16 protein-coding genes and 1 tRNA gene are annotated in these 19,996 nt (G+C 58.0%); 1 reads left to right on the top strand and 16 read right to left on the bottom strand.

Going from position 1 to position 19,996, the window contains the following annotated elements:
- The 5 genes from ACN0SC_RS16420 to ACN0SC_RS16400 all read right to left on the bottom strand — a co-directional run.
- Nucleotides 1-458, bottom strand: a 458-nt coding sequence (locus tag ACN0SC_RS16420) for a GTP-binding protein (protein WP_417250777.1), incomplete at its 3' end; no start/stop codon positions are given.
- Between the two features lie 54 nt (nucleotides 459-512).
- The gene (gene fusA, locus ACN0SC_RS16415) at nucleotides 513-2,636 is read right to left on the bottom strand and encodes an elongation factor G (RefSeq protein ID WP_417250776.1); all 2,124 of its coding nucleotides are present in this window, start codon (nucleotides 2,634-2,636) and stop codon (nucleotides 513-515) included.
- 15 nt (nucleotides 2,637-2,651) lie between these two features.
- Nucleotides 2,652-3,122, bottom strand: a complete 471-nt coding sequence (gene rpsG / locus ACN0SC_RS16410; protein ID WP_417250775.1) for a 30S ribosomal protein S7 — start codon at nucleotides 3,120-3,122, stop codon at nucleotides 2,652-2,654.
- A 12-nt stretch (nucleotides 3,123-3,134) separates the two neighbouring features.
- A complete protein-coding gene (gene rpsL / locus ACN0SC_RS16405) occupies nucleotides 3,135-3,506 on the bottom strand; it encodes a 30S ribosomal protein S12 (RefSeq protein ID WP_417250774.1) in 372 nt (123 codons plus the stop codon).
- Nucleotides 3,507-3,782: 276 nt separating this feature from the next.
- Nucleotides 3,783-4,688, bottom strand: a complete 906-nt coding sequence (locus ACN0SC_RS16400) for a DMT family transporter (protein WP_417250773.1) — start codon at nucleotides 4,686-4,688, stop codon at nucleotides 3,783-3,785.
- A gap of 103 nt (nucleotides 4,689-4,791) precedes the next feature.
- Here ACN0SC_RS16400 and ACN0SC_RS16395 point away from each other — a divergent pair, with 103 nt between their 5' ends.
- On the top strand, nucleotides 4,792-5,787 hold the full coding sequence (locus tag ACN0SC_RS16395; RefSeq protein ID WP_417250772.1) for a glycosyltransferase family 2 protein: 996 nt from the start codon (nucleotides 4,792-4,794) through the stop codon (nucleotides 5,785-5,787).
- Nucleotides 5,788-5,907: 120 nt separating this feature from the next.
- Here ACN0SC_RS16395 and rpoC read toward each other — a convergent pair whose 3' ends face one another.
- From rpoC to ACN0SC_RS16340, 11 genes are all read right to left on the bottom strand, one after another.
- The gene (gene rpoC / locus ACN0SC_RS16390) at nucleotides 5,908-10,152 is read right to left on the bottom strand and encodes a DNA-directed RNA polymerase subunit beta' (protein ID WP_417250771.1); all 4,245 of its coding nucleotides are present in this window, start codon (nucleotides 10,150-10,152) and stop codon (nucleotides 5,908-5,910) included.
- Between the two features lie 53 nt (nucleotides 10,153-10,205).
- On the bottom strand, nucleotides 10,206-14,342 hold the full coding sequence (gene rpoB / locus ACN0SC_RS16385; RefSeq protein ID WP_417250770.1) for a DNA-directed RNA polymerase subunit beta: 4,137 nt from the start codon (nucleotides 14,340-14,342) through the stop codon (nucleotides 10,206-10,208).
- 291 nt (nucleotides 14,343-14,633) lie between these two features.
- Nucleotides 14,634-15,011 (bottom strand): 50S ribosomal protein L7/L12, encoded by a 378-nt coding sequence (gene rplL / locus ACN0SC_RS16380; RefSeq protein ID WP_417250769.1) that lies wholly within the window; start codon nucleotides 15,009-15,011, stop codon nucleotides 14,634-14,636.
- A 72-nt stretch (nucleotides 15,012-15,083) separates the two neighbouring features.
- Nucleotides 15,084-15,596, bottom strand: a complete 513-nt coding sequence (gene rplJ, locus ACN0SC_RS16375) for a 50S ribosomal protein L10 (RefSeq protein WP_417250768.1) — start codon at nucleotides 15,594-15,596, stop codon at nucleotides 15,084-15,086.
- Nucleotides 15,597-15,986: 390 nt separating this feature from the next.
- Nucleotides 15,987-16,685, bottom strand: coding sequence for a 50S ribosomal protein L1 (gene rplA / locus ACN0SC_RS16370; RefSeq protein WP_417250767.1), 699 nt, complete (start codon nucleotides 16,683-16,685; stop codon nucleotides 15,987-15,989).
- Nucleotides 16,685-17,110, bottom strand: coding sequence for a 50S ribosomal protein L11 (gene rplK, locus ACN0SC_RS16365; protein WP_417250766.1), 426 nt, complete (start codon nucleotides 17,108-17,110; stop codon nucleotides 16,685-16,687). The genes rplA and rplK overlap by 1 nt, the downstream gene beginning before the upstream one ends.
- A 185-nt stretch (nucleotides 17,111-17,295) precedes the next feature.
- Complete coding sequence (locus ACN0SC_RS16360; protein WP_417250765.1) at nucleotides 17,296-18,474, bottom strand: glycosyltransferase family 4 protein; 1,179 nt, start codon at nucleotides 18,472-18,474, stop codon at nucleotides 17,296-17,298.
- A gap of 94 nt (nucleotides 18,475-18,568) precedes the next feature.
- Nucleotides 18,569-19,102 (bottom strand): transcription termination/antitermination protein NusG, encoded by a 534-nt coding sequence (gene nusG / locus ACN0SC_RS16355; RefSeq protein ID WP_417250764.1) that lies wholly within the window; start codon nucleotides 19,100-19,102, stop codon nucleotides 18,569-18,571.
- Nucleotides 19,103-19,408: 306 nt separating this feature from the next.
- Nucleotides 19,409-19,609 (bottom strand): preprotein translocase subunit SecE, encoded by a 201-nt coding sequence (secE, locus tag ACN0SC_RS16350; RefSeq protein ID WP_417250763.1) that lies wholly within the window; start codon nucleotides 19,607-19,609, stop codon nucleotides 19,409-19,411.
- Nucleotides 19,610-19,700: 91 nt separating this feature from the next.
- Nucleotides 19,701-19,776, bottom strand: a tRNA-Trp gene (locus tag ACN0SC_RS16345).
- A gap of 134 nt (nucleotides 19,777-19,910) precedes the next feature.
- Nucleotides 19,911-19,996: hypothetical protein (locus ACN0SC_RS16340; protein ID WP_229666132.1), on the bottom strand; the 86-nt coding region annotated here is incomplete at its 5' end.

Here is a 19,996-nt window from a genome sequence, read left to right as displayed (position 1 = left end):
AGAAGCTCACGGACTTCCATTTCGACGAGCTCGAGAAGCTCTTCGTCGTCGACTTGGTCAACTTTGTTGAGGAACACGACGAGCGCGGGAACGCCAACCTGACGGGCAAGCAGGATGTGCTCGCGGGTCTGGGGCATCGGGCCGTCTGCTGCGTTCACAACGAGGATACCGCCGTCCATCTGAGCCGCACCCGTGATCATGTTTTTCACGTAGTCGGCGTGACCGGGGCAGTCAACGTGGGCGTAGTGACGGTTCTCGGTCTCGTACTCAACGTGTGCCGTCGAGATCGTGATCCCGCGGGCTTTCTCTTCCGGCGCGCCGTCGATCTGGTCATACGCTTGGAAGTCACCAAAATACTTGGTGATCGCAGCCGTCAGCGTCGTCTTGCCGTGGTCAACGTGACCAATGGTCCCGATGTTCACGTGCGGTTTGTTACGTTCAAACTTACCTTTAGCCATGATGGCCTCCTTGATATTGGGTCGGGGGAGCGGGTGCCCGCTCCCCAAATTCTGTTAGGCGTATTTCGACTGGATCTCTTCGGAGATGTTCGACGGAACCGGCTCGTAGTGATCGAACTGCATCGTAAACTGCGCACGGCCCGAGGACATGGAACGCAGGGTGTTGATGTAGCCGAACATGTTGGCGAGCGGCACGAAGGCAGCGATGGCAACAGCGTTGCCGCGCGGCTCCTGACCGGACACCTGACCACGACGGGAGGTGAGATCACCGATGATCCCGCCCGTATACTCCTCGGGAGTGATGACTTCGACTTTCATCACCGGTTCGAGAAGTTTCGCGCCAGCTTTCTTCATCCCTTCGCGCATGCACATACGAGCAGCGATTTCGAAGGCCAGAACGCTGGAGTCAACGTCGTGGAACTTACCGTCGATCAGAGCAACCTTGAAGTCGATCACAGGGAAGCCAGCGAGCGGGCCGCTGTCCATGACCGAGTTGATGCCTTTTTCGACGCCAGGAATGTATTCCTTCGGCACGGCGCCACCAACGATGCGGGATTCGAAGGAGTAACCTTCGCCCGGCTCTGTCGGAGAGATGATCATTTTCACCTCAGCGAACTGACCCGAACCACCCGACTGTTTCTTGTGGGTGTAGCTGTGCTCGACCTCGTGAGAGATCGTCTCGCGATAAGCCACCTGCGGAGCACCAATGTTGGCTTCCACTTTGAACTCACGCTTGAGACGGTCAACGAGGATGTCGAGGTGAAGCTCGCCCATGCCTTTCATGATGGTCTGGCCGCTTTCGAGGTCAGTTTCCACACGGAAGGAGGGGTCTTCGGCAGCCAGACGTGCAAGGCCAGCGGACATCTTCTCTTGGTCGCCCTTGGTTTTGGGCTCGACCGCGATTTCGATAACCGGATCGGGGAAGGTCATAGTTTCGAGAACCACCGGATTGGTCGGATCACAAAGCGTGTCGCCCGTAGTGGTTTCTTTCAGACCTGCCAGCGCGATGATGTCGCCCGCAAATGCTTCCTCGATTTCCTCGCGCTCGATGGCGTGCATCACCATCATACGACCGACACGCTCGCGCTTGCCTTTGGTCGAGTTGAGCATTGCGTCGCCCTTCTTGATCACGCCCGAGTAGATGCGTGTGAAGGTCAGCGAGCCAACGAAGGGGTCGTTCATGATCTTGAACGCCAGCGCCGAGAAGGGCTCGTCATCATCCGCATTACGCGGGATGTTGCGCTCTTCTTCCTCGTCGTCAGGCGAGAAGCCCATCAGCGTGGGAACGTCTTGCGGACCCGGCAGGAAGTCGATCACGGCGTTGAGAAGCGGCTGCACACCTTTGTTCTTGAAGGCAGAACCGGCAAGCATCGGGAAGAAGGACAGCGACAGCGTCCCCTTACGGATGAGCTTGCGAAGCGTTGCCTCATCGGGCTCTTCGCCTTCGAGGTATGCTTCCATGGCATCGTCGTCCATTTCGACGGCCAGTTCGATCATGTTGTCGCGCCATTTGTTGGCAAGCTCTTGGAGCTCTTCACGAATTGGACGACGTTCCCAGGAAGCGCCGAGATCTTCGCCGATCCAGACCCATTCTTCCATGGTGATCAGGTCGATGATGCCTTCGAGCGTGTCTTCAGCACCAATCGGCAGAGCGATCGGCATCGGCAGACCGCCGGTGCGATCTTTGACCATTTCAACACAGTTGAAGAAGTCGGCGCCGATTTTGTCCATTTTGTTCACGAACACCAGACGCGGAACCTTGTAGCGGTCAGCCTGACGCCACACGGTTTCGGTTTGGGGCTCAACGCCTGCGTTACCGTCAAGCAGAGCAACAGCACCGTCGAGAACCGCCAAGGAACGTTCGACTTCGATGGTGAAGTCCACGTGGCCGGGAGTGTCGATGATGTTGAAGCGGGTCTTGGTTTCCGACGTGCCATCAGCAGTCGGGTCAACCTGACGCTGCCAGAAGGTCGTGGTCGCAGCCGACGTAATGGTGATCCCGCGCTCGGCTTCCTGCTCCATCCAGTCCATGGTGGAAGCGCCGTCGTGGGTTTCGCCGATCTTGTGGTTCTTGCCCGTGTAGAACAAGATCCGTTCGGTCATCGTCGTCTTACCAGCATCAATGTGAGCCATGATGCCGAAGTTACGATAACGCTCCAAGGAGTATTCGCGTGCCATGTGTTCAGGCTCCTGTTACCAGCGATAATGGCTGAACGCTTTGTTCGCGTCGGCCATTTTGTGCGTGTCTTCACGTTTTTTCACGGCGGCACCGCGACCGTTCACTGCGTCGAGCAGCTCACCGGCAAGGCGTTCTTCCATCGTGTTTTCGTTGCGGGCACGTGCGGCGGAGATCAGCCAACGGATGGCAAGAGCTTCGCGGCGCTCAACGCGCACTTCAACAGGCACCTGGTAGGTTGCACCACCCACACGACGCGAACGAACCTCAACCGAGGGTTTCACGTTGTCTAGGGCCTCGTGGAAAACTTCCACGGGTGCTTTTTTGAGTTTATCCTCAACGCGGTCAAACGCGTTGTAGACGATTTTCTCGGCGACGGATTTTTTACCGTCGATCATGAGATTGTTCATGAACTTGGTCAGAACGCGATCGCCATATTTGGCGTCGGGCAGTACTTCGCGCTTTTCAGCGGCGTGACGACGAGACATCTCGTGATCTCCTTACTTAGGACGCTTGGCGCCGTATTTCGAACGACGCTGCTTACGGTCTTTGACGCCTTGCGTGTCAAGGACACCGCGCAGGATGTGGTAACGGACACCGGGAAGGTCTTTCACACGGCCGCCACGGATCAGGACAACGGAGTGTTCCTGAAGGTTGTGGCTTTCACCGGGGATGTAGGAGATGACCTCGTAGCCGTTCGTCAGGCGCACTTTGGCGACCTTACGCATAGCGGAGTTCGGTTTCTTCGGCGTGGTGGTGTAAACGCGTGTGCAGACGCCGCGCTTCTGCGGACACTGCTCCAGGTGCATGGACTTGGAGGTCTTGCGCTTGGGCTGACGCGGTTTGCGGATCAGCTGTTGAATCGTTGGCATAAGGGCTCTTCCCGTTTCCTAACACTATCTGCCGGAGGCATATCGCCCGCGACGGTTCGAATTTCATGCATCACGCGAGGCCCGCATAACGCAAAAACCCGCAATCGTTCCCATTCCGAGGCGAACGACGCGGAGAGTTCCCAGAGGTTGAAGGCCTCAAAGTGGCCGACAACTTGATCACTGCGATTTTGAATTCGGCACAGACGGAAATTGCTCACCGACAGCCGGATTGGGCGCCGTATATGGGGAGTCGTGGCTCGTGTCAACAGCGCCCCGTCAAGAGGCGTCCCGTGCGGCAGCTGCGGCACGGCGGGCGAGGCGTTGTTCGCGGATCACTGTATAGATCCCCGTGGCCGCAATCGTCGCTGCTCCAAGGAGTGCAAGCGCGTCGGGCCACTCACCAAATACCAGAAACCCCACCAGAAGCGCCCAGACAAGTGCGGTATAGCGGAAGGGCGAGACGAAGGACACGTCACCGACCTTCATCACGATAACCGAAAGGACATAGCCCAGCACCACGAAACTTCCCGTGCCCATGAGTTGCGCCCAGTTGAGCGCGGACATGGGAGCAAGCGGCTGTCCGATCAGAGCCACGCCCGAGACGATCGTGACCAAGGCCACAGCGGACATCGTGACAGTTGAGGTGGACGCATCATGTGACATAGCGCGCACCGAGAGGTCCCGGATTGTGACAAAGACCACCGCACAAAGTGCCCAGAGTGCCGCGCTATCGAACCCGTCAGTGCCTGGCTTGACGATCAGCAGGACGCCAAGAAATCCGATCACGATCGCCAGCATACGCCGCCATCCTAAAGGATCGCGGAAGATCAGAACCGAGGCGATGGTAATGGACAGCGGCATGGTCTGCATGATCGCGGAGGCGTTGGCTAGCGGCATGGAGGCGATCGCACGCAGGAAGGTGAAAGCCGCGCCCACTTCGGCAATCGAACGCACCGTGGTCAGGCTCCAATCCCGCCGTGACATGCGAAACCTCAGAGGCCCGACAAAGCGGGTCACGACGATAAAGACCATCACGATGCTCACAACACCGCGATAGAACAGCGCCTGATTGAGCGGAATATCGTCAAGCAGCGCCTTCATGAAACTGTCGTTGAAGACGAAGGCCGCCATGGAGGCTGCCATCAACACCGCGCCGCGGGTATTTTCGGATGCACTGGTCATGGCTTCCCCCTTTCCCTGCCCCGCTATCACCAAGGACAGTCAATTGGAATACGGTTTACAATAGTTAGTTTACCGAGTGAGATGCGCGCTAATGGAGAGAGAAATGCGCTACACCATCGCCGCAACCGTTCGTAACGAGGGGCCGTTCCTCCTCGAATGGCTGGCATGGCAGAAAATGCTCGGCTTCACCGATGTCGTCTTTGCCTACAATGATTGCACGGACCATTCGGGCGAATTGATGCAGGTGCTTTCGAACGCGGGCTGGTGCCATGCGGTCGAACATGAACCCGGCGATGTCCCGCCCGTTCGCTCGGGTCTTGCCACAATCCATGCACACGAGGTGGTGCAAGCGAGCGACTGGCTCTTTGTCTGCGACGTGGATGAATACCTTGTCATCAAGCAGGGTCATGAGACCGTAGGTGACTACCTCGCAGGCAAGGAAAGAGAGTTTGCGGGCATCTCCGTGCAGTGGAAATGTTTCGGCACCTCAGATCTGGACCGCTACGAGGACGCCTTTCTGCACCGCACCTTCACGCGTGCGGCGAGGTCAAAAAGCTTCGCCAATGTCTTTATCAAGAGTTTTATCTACAAGCCCTCACGCTTTCATAGGCTCGCGCCGCATGTGCCGCGCGGAATGGATGTGGTGGGCGAGTGGGGCGAGGCGCCGAACCGTTGGGGACGGGCGAACGGGACGCCCTACAACTACAACCCAAACGGCAAACGGCGACAGCGAACCCCCCGCCCCTCAATCTCGCATCGCGGCGCACAGCTCAATCATTACATTACCAAGTGGCACGAGTGCATCGAGTTCAAAATGGGCACCCCCTGCCCGTTCCGCAAAGGGAATGTGGACCGTTATACCAACCGCTTTTTCGAGAAATACGACCGCAACGAAATCGAGGACAGACAGGCACTCGCGTTCGACGCGCGGTTTGATGAGGTCTATGCAAAAATCTTGGCCGTGCCGCGCGTGCGTGAATTGCATCATCTGTGCGTAGCAGATTTCCTTCGGGCGATGGCGGAGAAGCGGGGCGAAGACTACTGCGATGATCCGCGCTATGTCGTGCATATGGCGAAGGCTGCCGAACTGGCAAGATAGCGCCCTGCCCCTTCCACTCCTTACCTTATAATTCCTCCCAAATTCGGGAAGCGCCTGAAACGAAAAAGGGCCCCGCAATGCGAGGCCCTTTCTCTATGCTTGGCAGAATGTGCGTGCGGATTATTCCGCGTCACCCTCAGGCGTTTCGACCACAGTAGAATCGCCGAAAGTTTCCGTGCCGAGATCCTCGGTCGGAGCTGCCAGAGCCGCAGCGGCTTCCGCCTCGGCGCGGGCTTCCTCGATAACCACGGAGTCGCGCTCAGCTGCGATCTTGCGAACACGCATCGTTGCGCCACCTGTCCCTGCGGGAATGAGGCGACCGACGATGACGTTCTCCTTGAGACCGACCAGTTTGTCGCGCTTGCCTTGGACAGAAGCCTCGGTGAGCACGCGGGTGGTTTCCTGGAAGGACGCCGCCGAGATGAAGGACCGCGTTTGCAGCGATGCCTTGGTGATCCCGAGCAGGATCGGCTGACCCTTCGCAGGACGACCGCCTTTGGCGATGGCCTTCTCGTTGGCCTCGTCAAACTCGACCTTGTCGACGTTCTCGCCTTTGAGCAGCGTGGTTTCGCCAGAGTCGAGGATCTCCCACTTTTGCAGCATCTGGCGAACGATCACCTCGATGTGCTTGTCGTTGATCTTCACACCCTGCAGACGATAGACGTCCTGAACCTCGTTGATCATGTATTCGGCCAGAGCCTCAACACCCATGATGGCAAGAATATCGTGCGGCGCGGGGTTACCGTCCATCAGATACTCACCCTTCTGGATGAAGTCGCCTTCACCAACAGGGATGTGTTTGCCTTTGGGCACCATGTATTCGACGGGCTCCATCGAGTCGTCCGACGGTTCGATCGTGATGCGACGCTTGTTCTTGTAGTCGCGACCGAAGCGCACGTAACCGTCGATCTCGGCGATGATGGCGTGGTCTTTGGGACGACGCGCTTCGAAGAGTTCGGCCACACGCGGCAGACCACCGGTGATGTCCTTGGTCTTCGCACCTTCGCGCGGGATACGAGCGACAACGTCACCTGGTTTGATGTCCTGACCGTCCTCGATCGAGAGAATGGCGTCCACGGACATCAGGTAGGTAACGGGGTTGCCCGCGTCGTTGCGAACGGGTTCGCCGTCCTCGCCCACGATGAGGATCTCGGGCTTGAGATCGCCGCCTTTGGGAACGGAGCGCCAGTCGGACACGATCTTCTGCGTCATACCAGTCGCATCGTCGGTCACGTCGCGGATCGAGAGACCCGAGATCAGATCGACGAATTTGGCCTTGCCGCCCTTCTCCGCGATGATCGGGAGAGTATAGGGGTCCCATTCGAAGAGCTTGTCGCCACGTGTGATCGTGTCGCCCTCTGCCACGAACACCTTGGTGCCGTAGCCGAGTTTGAACGAAGCGCGCTCGGCGTCATTCTCGTCGATGATCCGCATGACCATGTTACGGCCCATGACGATCTTTTCGCCCGCCACGTTTTCAAGAAGGTTCGCATTGTGGAATTCAATGCGGCCCTCTTGGTTGGCCTCTTGGAAGGACTGCTGACCACCCTGAGCAACACCGCCGATGTGGAAGGTCCGCATCGTCAGCTGCGTACCAGGCTCACCGATGGATTGCGCGGCGATGATGCCGACACTTTCGCCTTGGTTCACCATGGTGCCGCGAGCGAGGTCACGACCGTAACAGTAGGCGCAAACGCCTTCTTCGGCCTCACAGGTCAGCGGGCTGCGGATGCGCATGGAGGCAACGCCAGCGTCCTCGATGAGGTCGGCTTTGCGCTCGTCGATCAGCTCGTTCTTCGCCACCAGCACCTCATCGGTACCCGGACGCAGAACATCGTCAGCCGCCACACGACCAAGGATACGCTCGGCCAGAGATGCAACCACCTCACCGTCGTTGACAGCCGCTTCGGCCGTAACGGCACGTTCGGTGCCACAGTCGACTTCGCGCACGATGCAGTCCTGAGCAACGTCGACAAGACGACGGGTCAGGTAACCCGAGTTCGCCGTTTTCAGAGCCGTATCCGACAGACCCTTACGGGCACCGTGGGTCGAGTTAAAGTACTCGAGCACGGTCAAACCTTCTTTAAAGTTCGAGATAATCGGCGTTTCGATAATCTCGCCAGAAGGTTTCGCCATCAGGCCGCGCATACCGCCCAGCTGCTTCATCTGTGTGACCGAGCCACGCGCACCGGAGTGGGCCATCATGTAAACCGAGTTCGGTTCCATTTCAGAGCCATCTTCGGCGCGTTTGTTTGCGGAGATGTTGGACATCATCGCCTCGGTGACCTTGTCGTTACACTTCGCCCAGGCATCGACAACTTTGTTGTACTTCTCGCCTTGGGTGATGAGGCCGTCCATGTACTGCTGTTCGAAGTCTTTCACCAACGCACGGGTTTCGTCCACGATGGTCCACTTGTTGTCGGGGACCACCATGTCGTCCTTGCCGAACGAGATGCCGCCCTTGAAGGCCTCGCGGAAGCCCAGAGACATGATCTGATCACAGAAGATCACGGACTCTTTCTGACCGCAGTAACGATAGACGGTGTCAATGATCTGCTGCACTTCTTTCTTACGCAGAAGACGGTTCACAAGCGAGAACGGTGCCTTTGCGTTCAGCGGAAGCAGACCACCAAGACGCAAGCGACCGGGGGTTGTCTCATGACGTTCCCAGACTTCCTGACCATGTTCGTCGATCTGTTTGATCCGCGCGGTGATTTTGGCGTGCAGATGCACTTCACCAGCGTTCAGAGCATGCTCGACTTCCTCGATGTCGGAGAAGACCATGCCTTCGCCCTTCATCCCTTCGCGCTCCATCGTGATGTAGTAGAGGCCGAGGATCATATCCTGCGACGGCACGATGATCGGCGCGCCGTTGGCGGGCGACAGCACGTTGTTGGTGGACATCATGAGCACACGTGCTTCGAGCTGGGCTTCCAGCGAGAGCGGCACGTGAACAGCCATCTGGTCCCCGTCAAAGTCGGCGTTGAACGCCGAACAGACGAGCGGGTGCAACTGGATGGCCTTGCCTTCGATCAGTGTGGGTTCGAACGCTTGGATACCAAGACGGTGAAGCGTGGGCGCACGGTTCAGAAGAACAGGGTGCTCGCGGATTACTTCGTCGAGGATATCCCAAACTTCGGGACGTTCTTTCTCAACGAGTTTCTTCGCCTGCTTCACGGTCGAGGAATAGCCTTTGGCCTCCAGACGCGAGTAGATGAACGGCTTGAAGAGTTCGAGCGCCATCTTCTTGGGCAAGCCGCACTGGTGCAGCTTCAGCTCGGGGCCCGTCACAATCACCGAACGACCGGAGAAGTCGACACGTTTCCCCAAAAGGTTCTGACGGAAGCGACCCTGTTTCCCCTTCAGCATGTCGGAGAGCGATTTCAGCGGGCGCTTGTTGGCACCCGTGATCACGCGACCACGACGGCCGTTGTCGAAGAGAGCATCGACGGATTCCTGCAACATCCGCTTCTCGTTGCGCACGATGATATCGGGCGCGCGCAGCTCGATGAGGCGCTTGAGACGGTTGTTACGGTTGATCACACGACGGTAGAGATCGTTGAGATCGGAGGTCGCAAAACGGCCACCGTCGAGCGGCACGAGCGGGCGAAGTTCTGGCGGGATCACAGGGATCACAGTCAGGACCATCCACTCGGGACGGTTGCCCGATTCAAGGAAGCTTTCGACGATCTTCAGACGCTTGATGATCTTCTTGGGCTTGAGCTCGCCAGTCGCCTCTTTGAGGTCTTCGCGCAGTTGGTCTGCGGTGGACTCAAGGTCGATGTTGGCAAGCATCTTACGGATGGCTTCGGCACCGATATCGGCCTCGAATGCGTCCATGCCGTAAAGGTCTTGTGCGTCCATATACTCTTCTTCGGTCATCATCTGACCGTAGGTGAGATCCGTCAGACCGGGTTCGATCACGACGTAGTTCTCGAAGTAGAGGACGCGCTCAAGGTCACGAAGCGTCATGTCGAGCATCAGGCCGATGCGGGACGGGAGCGACTTCAGGAACCAGATGTGGGCGACGGGCGCGGCCAGTTCGATGTGGCCCATGCGCTCGCGACGCACCTTCTGGAGCGTGACTTCAACACCGCATTTCTCGCAGACAACGCCGCGATACTTCATGCGTTTATATTTACCGCAGAGACATTCGTAGTCTTTGATCGGCCCAAAGATACGGGCACAGAACAGACCGTCGCGCTCAGGCTTGAACGTACGGTAGTTGATCGTCTCGGGCTTTTTGATCTCACCGTAGGACCACGACAGGATGCGCTCGGGCGATGCCAGAGAGACCTTGATCTCGTCGAACGTCGAAGGCGCGGCCAGCGGGTTGAACGGGTTGGTTGAGAGTTCCTGGTTCATTTTTTGAGTTCCTCAAATTGTTGCGGAAGGGGGGAGGGAGTAAGGCGGGCGCCTTACTCCTCTTCCTCCGCATCCAGGAGTTCCATGTTGAGGCCGAGGCCGCGGACTTCTTTGACGAGCACGTTAAAGCTCTCGGGCACGCCCGCTTCAAAGTTGTCCTCACCCTTGACGATCGACTCGTAGACCTTCGCACGGCCTGCGACGTCGTCCGACTTCACGGTCAGCATTTCCTGCAAGGTGTATGCAGCGCCGTAGGCCTCAAGTGCCCAGACCTCCATCTCACCAAAGCGCTGACCACCGAACTGCGCCTTACCACCGAGCGGCTGCTGGGTGACGAGCGAGTACGGACCCGTCGAACGGGCGTGGATTTTGTCGTCCACAAGGTGGTGCAGCTTGAGCAGGTATTTGACACCCACGGTGACTTTACGGGCGAATTGCTCACCCGTGCGGCCATCGAAGAGCACCGACTGTGCCGATGTGTCGAAGCCTGCGCGAACCAGCGCGTCATCAATGTCAGCCTCTTTCGCACCATCAAAGACAGGTGTCGCAATCGGAACACCGCGTGTCACGTTGGCGGCAGCTTCGATCAGGTCGCTGTCTTCCATGGGGTCGAAGCCTTCTTCGTAGACCTCTTCGCCATAAACGAATTTCAGCGCGTCACGCACAGGCGTCATGTCGCCAGAGCGACGATATTCCTGAAGCGCTTCGTCGACCTGAATACCCAGACCGCGCGACGCCCAACCCATGTGGGTTTCGAGAATCTGTCCAACGTTCATACGCGAAGGCACGCCGAGCGGGTTCAGACAGAAGTCGACGGGAGTTCCATCCGCGAGGAACGGCATGTCCTCCATGGGAACGACGCGGGAGATAACACCCTTGTTCCCGTGGCGACCAGCCATCTTGTCACCAGGTTGAAGCTTACGCTTAACCGCGATGAAGACTTTAACCATCTTCATCACACCTGGGGGCAGGTCGTCGCCGCGGCGGACCTTCTCAACCTTGTCCTCGAAACGGTGCTCAAGAGCACGTTTCTGCACTTCGTATTGTGCGTTCAGAGCTTCAACGATCTGCGCATCGTCCTCGTCTTCGAGAGCGAGTTGCCACCACTGACCTTTGGACAGTTGACCGAGCAGCTCCTCGTCGATGACCACGCCAGCTTTCACGCCTTTGGGGCCTTTGACGGCAACTTTGCCAAGGATCATATCCTTGAGACGTGCGTAGATGTTACGATCAAGGATCGCCATCTCGTCGTCGCGGTCACGTGCGAGGCGCTCGATTTCCTCACGCTCGATCTGAACCGAACGCTCGTCTTTCTCGACGCCATGGCGGTTGAACACGCGGACTTCCACGACCGTGCCGTAGTCACCCGGTTTCACGCGCAGCGAGGTGTCACGCACATCGGAAGCTTTCTCACCGAAGATGGCGCGCAGGAGTTTTTCCTCCGGCGTCATCGGGCTTTCGCCCTTCGGTGTAATCTTACCGACGAGAATGTCACCCGGCTCGACGTGAGCACCGATGTAGACAATACCCGCTTCGTCAAGGTTGCGCAGGGCTTCCTCGCCGACGTTCGGAATGTCGCGGGTGATCTCTTCCGGCCCGAGCTTTGTGTCACGGGCGGCGACTTCAAATTCCTCGATGTGAACCGACGTGAAGACGTCGTCACGCGCAATGCGCTCGGAGATCAGGATGGAGTCCTCGTAGTTGTAACCGTTCCAAGGCATAAACGCGACGATGACGTTTTTACCCAGAGCCAGTTCGCCCATATCGGTCGACGGACCATCAGCGATCACCTCGCCTTTGGACACTTTCTGACCCACCTTCACCAGCGGACGCTGGTTGATACAGGTGTTCTGGTTCGAACGCTGGAACTTGCGCAGACGGTAAATGTCCACACCAGCATCGCCCAGTTCGAGATCCTCGGTTGCGCGGATAACGATACGGGTTGCGTCCACTTGGTCGATCACACCGCCACGGGCCGCCTGAATAGCAGCACCAGAGTCGATAGCGACCTTGCCTTCCATACCGGTCCCGACCAGCGGCGCCTCGGCGCGCAGGAGCGGAACGGCCTGACGTTGCATGTTCGAACCCATGAGAGCGCGGTTGGCGTCGTCGTTTTCGAGGAAGGGGATCAGGGCCGCAGCGACCGAGACCAACTGCTTCGGCGAGACGTCGATGAGGTTCACGTTGGACGGCGGGTTGAGCGCGTGCTCGCCCGACTGACGTGTGGACACCAGATCGTTCATGAAACGACCCGCATCATCGAGTTTCGCGTTGGCTTGCGCCACGGTGTAACGCATCTCTTCGGTCGCGGACATGTATTGGACGTCGTCCGTCACCTGACCATCGACAACCTTACGATAAGGTGTCTCGATGAAGCCGTATTTGTTCACGCGGGCAAAAGTTGCCAGCGAGTTGATCAGACCAATGTTCGGACCCTCGGGAGTCTCAATCGGGCACATACGACCGTAGTGCGTGATGTGAACGTCGCGGACCTCAAAGCCTGCGCGTTCGCGGGTCAGACCACCTGGCCCAAGCGCGGAGAGACGACGCTTGTGCGTGACTTCCGAAAGCGGGTTGGTTTGGTCCATGAACTGCGACAGCTGCGAGGAGCCGAAGAATTCGCGCACGGCAGCAGCAGCAGGTTTCGCGTTGATCAGGTCTTGCGGCATGACCGTGTCGATCTCGACGGAGGACATACGTTCCTTGATCGCGCGCTCCATGCGAAGCAGGCCAACGCGATACTGGTTTTCCATCAGTTCGCCGACGGAGCGGACGCGACGGTTGCCGAGGTGGTCGATGTCGTCGATGTCGCCCTTGCCGTCACGAAGCTCGACGAGCGCTTTCACACAGGCCACGATATCCTCGCGGTCCAGCGTGCGCTGCGTGTCGGGCTTGTCCAGCGCCAGACGCATGTTCATCTTCACGCGACCAACGGCGGAGAGATCGTAGCGCTCACCGTCGAAGAAGAGCGTGTCGAACAGGTTTGAAGCGGCCTCAACGGTCGGCGGCTCACCCGGACGCATGACGCGGTAGATGTCCATGAGCGCGGTTTCGCGGTTCATGTTCTTGTCGGCCGCCATCGTGTTGCGGATGTAAGGACCAACGTTCACACCGTCGATGTCGAGTACGGGGATGTCGGTGATGCCTGCGTCGATCAACTCCTTGAGGGAGCCGCCGATCACATCGCCGTCTTTGTCGAGCTCATAGGTCAACTCGTCACCAGCTTCGACGTAAATCGCACCGGTTTCTTCGTTGATGATGTCCTTGGCAACAAACTTGCCAACAATCGTGTCGAAAGGCAGCAGAAGCTCTGTGATCTTGCCTTCATCGATGATTTTCTTGACCGCGCGAGGGGTCATCTTGTCACCGGCTTTGCAGATCACTTCGCCTGTCGCTGCGTCCACCAGATCATAGGCAGGGCGCGTGCCGCGCACACGCTCGGGGAAGAACTTGGTCACCCAACCTTTGTTCTTCTCGAGCTTGTATTCCACGGTGTCGTAATAGGCGTCGCAGATCGCTTCCTGATCGAGACCAAGCGCATAGAGCAGCGTGGTCACGGGCAGTTTGCGGCGACGGTCGATGCGGGCGTAGACGATGTCCTTGGCGTCGAACTCGAAGTCCAGCCACGAACCGCGATAGGGAATGATGCGGCAGGCGAACAGAAGCTTACCCGAGGAGTGGGTCTTGCCCTTGTCGTGGTCAAAGAACACACCCGGCGAACGGTGCATCTGGGAGACGATCACACGCTCGGTGCCGTTCACGACAAAAGTGCCGTTCGGCGTCATCAGGGGCATGTCGCCCATGAATACGTCTTGTTCTTTGATGTCTTTGACGGACTTCGCGCCTGTTTCCTCGTCCACATCAAACACGATGAGACGGAGCGTCACCTTGAGCGGCGCGGAGTAGGTCATGTCGCGTTGCTGACACTCCTCGACGTCATATTTTGGAGTTTCAAGCTCGTATTTGACGAACTCGAGAACGGATGTCTCGTTGAAATCCTTGATCGGGAACACCGATTGGAAGACACCTTTGATGCCTTCGCCGTCTTGGGGTTCTGGTTGATCTCCGGAATTCAGGAAGAGGTCGTAGGATGCTTTTTGAACCTCAATAAGGTTCGGCATCTCGAGAACTTCGCGGATTTTACCGTAATACTTGCGGAGCCGTTTCTGGCCGAGGAAGGTCGAAGCCATTCGCGTCTTTACCTTTCAATTTTCGCGAGCCGCATACACCGTTGGGCGCCGATGCATCAGCCCTGACGAAACGAAGATGTTCGGTCTATTCTTGCCACCGTCCCACCGGCGGCTCCCGACCATTGAACGTCCTCTTGGAAAGGGTCGCGTCGCGCCAATTGGCGGAAAATTCGCGCGGCCCTTGCCGAGAAGTGCCCCTGTTTTCAGGAATAGGTGCCTAAAGACAGGTGCGGCTGGACCCCGTTTTTCAGGGTCCAGCCATCAATTTGTGCGCCCCAAAGGGCAGCAGGCTTAGGCCAGCTCGACAGTCGCGCCAGCTGCTTCCAGCTTGCCTTTGACTTCTTCGGCTTCGGCTTTGTCGACGCCTTCTTTGATTTTGCCGCCAGCTTCAACAAGCTCTTTGGCTTCTTTGAGGCCAAGACCGGTGAGGCCGCGGACTTCTTTGATGACGTTGATTTTGGATGCGCCAGCGTCTTTGAGAACGACGTCAAATTCGGTCTTCTCTTCAGCAGCCGCACCAGCGTCGCCACCAGCAGCGCCAGCAACCATCACAGCGCCGCCAGCAGCGGGCTCGATGCCGTATTCGTCTTTGAGGATTTCTTTCAGCTCTTGAGCTTCGAGAAGGGTGAGACCAACGATCTCTTCTGCAAGTTTCTTCAGATCAGCCATTGTACTGTTTCCGTTCGTTTTAGATGTGTTCCAACATGGGCGTATGCGTCCCACACAGGTGTCAAAAGTTGCTTAGGCAGCCTTTTCTTCGATCGTAGAAAGGATGCCCGCGATGTTCGAAGCAGGAGCGCCAATTGCGCCAGCGATGTTGGACGCGGGTGCGCCGATGCAGCTTGCGATCTGAGCGAGGAGCTCTTCGCGCGAGGGCATCTTCGACACACGGGTAACACCGTCAACGTCAAGACCTTCACCACCCATAGCGCCGCCGAGAACTTGAAGTTTCTCATTCTCTTTGGCGTAATCGACGACCACTTTCGCTGCTGCGACAGGGTCTTCGGAATAGGCGAGGACAGTCATGCCAGTGAGGAGATCCGCAACGGGTTCGTTGGGGGTGCCCTCAAGGGCGATTTTGGCGAGCTTGTTCTTAGCAACGCGAACTGCACCACCTGCGTCACGCATTTTCGCGCGCAGATCCTGCATTTCGGCAACCGTGAGACCTGCGTAGTGTGCAACCACGACCACGCCAGAGCTTTCAAAGATTTGGCCGAGCTCTTCGACCACTTTTTCTTTTTGTGCTCTATCCACAGTTTCACTCCAAGTATGGAAGGTTACCCCTCCGGCTCATTGATACCGGATCGCTCCGGCGGTTCGGTCCTAGATACGGGAACGTCACCACCGCGAGGCTCACGGGAGCCCTTGGTTAAATGGCCTATCCCGTCTCAGGCAGGGATTATGGGGCCGAATGGACCCACCCACCGTCTCGGACGAAAGCAAAAACAGCGCACGACGAATCGCACGCTGACTTGCAAGGGGGTATTTAGAGGGAATTTACTGGAAGAGCAAGGGCCATGAGCAGATGCGGCCTGCGTCAGGTCCGTTGCAATACTATGCCCCAATTTCAATTGCGCCAGCTAAAGGAAAAGGCGCCCCGATCGGGGCGCCTTTGAAATTCTCACAACCAGTTGCCTGAAGCAATCAGTTGCCTGTCGCGTTGTCCACGTCGAGCGTGACGCCAGGGCCCATGGTGGAAGATACGGAGATCTTCTTCATGTAGGCACCTTTTGCGCCTGCGGGCTTGGCTTTCATCACGGCGTCGATGAATGCGCGAACGTTTTCGACCAGCTTGGCTTCGTCGAAGGAAACCTTGCCGATGCCAGCGTGCACAACACCCGCCTTCTCGGCTTTGAACTGAACTTCGCCGCCTTTAGCCGCTTCAACTGCTGCTTTGACGTCCATGGTCACTGTGCCGACTTTGGGGTTCGGCATCAGGTTACGGGGGCCAAGCACCTTACCCAGACGGCCGACGATCGGCATCATGTCGGGAGTCGCGATGCAGCGATCGAAGTCGATCTTGCCGCCTTGAACAGCTTCCATCAGGTCTTCTGCACCGACGATGTCGGCGCCAGCGGCCTGTGCTTCTTCTGCTTTGGGGCCGCGAGCGAACACTGCAACGCGCAGGGTTTTGCCGGTGCCGTTGGGCAGGGAGACGACGCCGCGAACCATCTGGTCAGCGTGACGGGGATCGACGCCGAGGTTCAGAGCGATTTCGAAGGTCTCGTCGAATTTGGCGGCGGCGTTGGACTTGATCAGTGCAACGGCCTCTTCGACGGTGACGTTTTCCTTGCCTGCGAATGCTTCGCGAGCAGATGCGGTGCGTTTGCCAAGTTTAGCCATTACTTCACCTCAATGCCCATGGAGCGCGCAGAACCGAGCACGATTTTCATCGCAGCTTCGATATCGTTGGCGTTCAGGTCTTTCATTTTGGCTTCGGCGATTTCTTTCACCTGAGCCGCGGTCACGGTGCCAACAGTTTCACGACCGGGCAGATTCGCGCCGGACTTGAGTTTGGCAGCCTTCTTCAAGAAGTAAGACGCGGGCGGCGTCTTGATGTCCATGGTGAAGGACTTGTCCTGATAGTAGGTGATGATGGTCGGGCACGGCGCGCCGGGCTCCAGTTCCTGCGTCTTGGCGTTGAACGCCTTACAGAATTCCATGATGTTGATACCACGCTGACCAAGCGCCGGACCCACGGGCGGGGACGGGTTTGCTTGACCGGCGGGAACTTGCAGCTTCATCGTGCCTGCGAGCTTCTTTGCCATTGGCTTTTTCCTTTTGCAACATCCACCCCGACGGATCGCGGCGGACTAAGTTGTCGTGGTCGGAAGGGAACGGGTTGTGGCCCTGACTTCTCCCACGAATGAACCCTCGGGGAATCGCGTGATGCACCGAGATGCCGCTCTCTAACGGCCTTTGGCATGGGGATCAACGGGAATTTCGGCGCGCTTCAGGAGCGATCGTAGACCTGCGCCCATGAACGTGCGACGACATCCCATCGGAATGCCTGCGCGCGGGCACGTGCGGCATCGGCCATTTTCTGCACCTCCGCGCCCCCTTCCGCGAGCCGCGCCATGGCCTTCGCCAGCGCATGGATCACGTGCTCTTCACTTTCGGGCGCGATCAAAACAGCCTCACCTGCCGAAGCCAACCCGCTCGGCCCACCCCAGTCGAGGCTCACAACTGGCACACCACAAGCCATGGCCTCCTGAATGACGATGCCGTTCGCCTCGCTCAGGGTCGGGAAGACGAGGCCGCGATAGCGCGTCATTGCCTGCACGTAGGCATCGTGATCCAACCAGCCCGCGAACAGAGCGCGATCAGCAACACCAAGACTGCGCGCGAGGGCTTCCATTGCGGAGCGCTCAGGTCCGTCCCCGTAGAGGGTCAGGGTGATGTCCGCATCACTTAACGCCAGCGCACGTAGGGCGAGGTCCGCCCCTTTGTAGTTGGTGAACCGCCCAATCCAGACGAAAGCGCCGTTGCGCGCTGTGTGATCAGGCGCAGGCGCATCGGCGATATCCTCGGAAACCCCCGCATCTACGACATCGACCATCTGCGCATCACCTGCGCCCGCCCATTTCAACACACGCCGAGTCCGTTCATAGCCCGACACAAGTATCCTGTCCGCGCCACGCAACTCGCCAAAAAACAAACGGGAGAGGCGCTGCACCACTGGATAGGCCGACCTGCGTAATGCCGCGCCGCGCCCTTCACGCGCACGAAACGCGGGCGGGTAGAAGACGTAACCCGACAGCGGCCCGATAACATAGCGAAACCCTTTCGGCGGAAAGCGCAGTTCGACGGGCGAGATCGGGCAGAGGTAATGCACCACCGTATCGGACGGATCGAAACGGTCAGAGATGAGCCTGCGCGCGCAGCGATGGAAGTAGCCATTGAGCAGACGCTTCGTCACCCGCGCCCGCCACAGAGATATCTGGAGGCGGTCGTCACGAACATAAACAATCCGCTCGGGAGCGAACTCAGTCAATTGGTCACGACAACGCTCATGGGTGACGAGGGTCGCGTCATATCCCGCAGCAAGCAGCCATTTGAAATACTGGTAAGCTTTGATCGCCTCGCCGCCCATGGACTGACCGGCGTTCGTTGAAACGAGAACGACCCTCACGCCGCAACCCTGCCAATTCGGCCAAGGGAAGAAAGGTGAGGGTCGGTCTTAGGCATCAGCCATCAGCCTCGCGGGAATGGAACCACGCCGCGGGTTATGCCCGCTTGGACACCTGCGTAAATTCCAGCTCGACGGGCGTTGCGCGGCCAAAGATCGAAACGGAAACCTTGAGGCGCTGGTTGTCCTCATCGACTTCCTCGACCATACCGTCGAACCCTTCGAAGGCCCCTTCGGAGACAGCAACCTGTTCGCCAACTTCGAAAGTGATCGTGGAACGGGGTGCCTCGGCACCTTCCTCAACACGACCGAGAATGGCTTCGACCTCGGAGTCGCGCATCGGAATCGGCTTGCCGAACGAGCCAAGGAAACCCGTCACGCGGTTGATCGAGTTCACGAGGTGGTAGCCTGCATCCGTCATTTCCATGCGCACCAGCACGTAGCCTGGCATGAAGCGGCGCTCGACCGTGACCTTCTTGCCGCGGCGCACTTCGATAACTTCTTCGGTGGGAACAAGAACTTCTTCGATCTGGTCCTCAAGACCCTTTTCGACCGCAGCTTGCTTGATCGCTTCGGCGATTTTTTTCTCGAAGTTCGAGAGAACGCTTACCGAATACCAACGCTTTGCCATAGAGCCACTGCCTTCTTGATCATGCCACGTGGCCAAGTGCGCACCGTGGCGGAATTTGAGAGTCCCGAACAGTAAAGCGGCGTGCAGCTCGATTCGCTACACGCCTGCTCGGATAATGCCGAAGGCTCTACCTCGTCGCGCGCGCAAGTTCAAGCCATTACGCACCAGTTCGTGCCGCCGCACGCATGACCACCGTGTGAAAACGCGGCGGCGGAACCGATAAGGGGAAAGGGGAAACTCTGCACAACACCAAGGGATTCTAGGAGTGGGCGGAGACTGTCTGGCCGCTATGGCCGATGCCAGTGATTAACCGAAGAGTGCGAGTAGCTCAGTCAATCCAGTGCGGATAAGCAGGTCAACGATGAAGAAGAACGTGGCTACAAGCGCGGACATGATGAACACCATCATGGTGGTCAGCATAACTTCGCGGCGTGTCGGCCACACCACCTTCGAAACTTCCGAGCGCACTTGCTGGATGAACTGGAGGGGGTTTGCTTTGGTGGCCATGATGTTTTCCTGAACCTGTCTTGTTCTGTGGCATCTACGCCAGTGGGCAATCTATTTCAACCCTACACGCGCAATCGAAAGTGCAGGAAGGTGGCAGGGGCACCAGGGCTCGAACCCGGGACCTACGGTTTTGGAGACCGTCGCTCTACCAACTGAGCTATACCCCTACGGTGGGCGCGTGGATACGAAAGCCCCGCGCCCTTTGCAAGAGCGAAAACGATGCACCCGCGCATTGTCTTGCCTACACGACGAAAAAGGGCGCCCGAAGGCGCCCTTTCCGTCTCTTAATCAGCAGCGCCGATCACTCGATGATTTTGGAGACAACGCCGGAACCAACGGTGCGGCCGCCTTCGCGGATAGCGAAGCGGAGGCCTTCTTCCATTGCGA

Origin of the sequence: Celeribacter sp., from assembly GCF_048261515.1 — a bacterium.
GTDB lineage: Bacteria > Pseudomonadota > Alphaproteobacteria > Rhodobacterales > Rhodobacteraceae > Celeribacter.
The sequence above is the reverse complement of the archived record's forward strand: the minus strand, read 5'-3'. Positions and strand labels throughout refer to the sequence as shown.

Excerpts from the sequence above, each read along its gene's own strand:
- rplK (WP_417250766.1), bottom strand. The coding sequence starts at position 17,110 with ATGGCAAAGAAGCTCGCAGGCACGATGAAGCTGCAAGTTCCCGCCGGT.
- fusA (WP_417250776.1), bottom strand. The coding sequence starts at position 2,636 with ATGGCACGCGAATACTCCTTGGAGCGTTATCGTAACTTCGGCATCATG.
- rplL (WP_417250769.1), bottom strand. The coding sequence starts at position 15,011 with ATGGCTGATCTGAAGAAACTTGCAGAAGAGATCGTTGGTCTCACCCTT.
- nusG (WP_417250764.1), bottom strand. The coding sequence starts at position 19,102 with ATGGCAAAGCGTTGGTATTCGGTAAGCGTTCTCTCGAACTTCGAGAAA.
- rpoB (WP_417250770.1), bottom strand. The coding sequence starts at position 14,342 with ATGGCTTCGACCTTCCTCGGCCAGAAACGGCTCCGCAAGTATTACGGT.
- rpoC (WP_417250771.1), bottom strand. The coding sequence starts at position 10,152 with ATGAACCAGGAACTCTCAACCAACCCGTTCAACCCGCTGGCCGCGCCT.
- secE (WP_417250763.1), bottom strand. The coding sequence starts at position 19,609 with ATGGCCACCAAAGCAAACCCCCTCCAGTTCATCCAGCAAGTGCGCTCG.
- ACN0SC_RS16400 (WP_417250773.1), bottom strand. The coding sequence starts at position 4,688 with ATGACCAGTGCATCCGAAAATACCCGCGGCGCGGTGTTGATGGCAGCC.
- rpsG (WP_417250775.1), bottom strand. The coding sequence starts at position 3,122 with ATGTCTCGTCGTCACGCCGCTGAAAAGCGCGAAGTACTGCCCGACGCC.
- rplA (WP_417250767.1), bottom strand. The coding sequence starts at position 16,685 with ATGGCTAAACTTGGCAAACGCACCGCATCTGCTCGCGAAGCATTCGCA.
- ACN0SC_RS16395 (WP_417250772.1), top strand. The coding sequence starts at position 4,792 with ATGCGCTACACCATCGCCGCAACCGTTCGTAACGAGGGGCCGTTCCTC.
- rpsL (WP_417250774.1), bottom strand. The coding sequence starts at position 3,506 with ATGCCAACGATTCAACAGCTGATCCGCAAACCGCGTCAGCCCAAGCGC.